At 41.3% G+C, this 692-nt stretch carries 1 protein-coding gene; it reads left to right on the top strand.

What is annotated here, in order from left to right; translation table 11 throughout:
- A partial coding sequence (locus EP737_RS25090) for a sugar phosphate isomerase/epimerase family protein (protein WP_129732133.1) occupies positions 1-692 on the top strand: 692 nt, incomplete at both ends.

The following is a 692-nucleotide window of genomic DNA, read 5'->3' on the forward strand; positions in this document are numbered from 1 at the left end:
ACAGCACCAGATTCTTGGGGAGTATGGTTTCCAGAAAACGAAAAACAAACACCTTGGGAAAGATGTATGAATGAAATGGCTGAGTCTGGATATGCAGGGATTGAACTCGGCCCATGGGGATACCTTCCTAATGAATACGATAGATTAAAGGAAGAACTTGAGAAACGAAATCTTGAGTTAACCGCAACAACGCTTGTGGGCGATCTTACATCCGATCGTAAGACAGAGGAACTGATTGCTTTACTCGATGAGATGGCCGTGCTTCAATTACGATTTGACAGTGCAAAATACGTGGTTTTAATTGACGATTGTTATACAGATCTGTTTACCGGTGAATTGGTAAGACCACAATTCCTAAACGATGCTGGGTGGGACAAGTTTATCACTAACATCCTAAAAATACGGGATCACGCGAAATCCAAGTATGGTTTAGAAGTGGTATTTCACCCACATGCCCAAAGCCATATTGAAACAGAAGAGCAAATTGAAAAACTCCTGCAGGATACGGATATTAATCTCTGTCTAGATACAGGCCATCATGCGTATGCAGATGGAGATCCGGTTGCCTTTATGAGAAAGCATCACAAACGAATTCCGTATCTTCACTTGAAAAGCTGTGATTTAAAGGTAAGAGAAAAAATGCAACAAGAGAACTGGTCCTTTGCGAAAGCGGTAAGTGAAGATATCATGTG

Origin of the sequence: Ectobacillus funiculus (assembly GCF_004138295.1) — a bacterium.
GTDB lineage: Bacteria > Bacillota > Bacilli > Bacillales > Bacillaceae_G > Ectobacillus > Ectobacillus funiculus.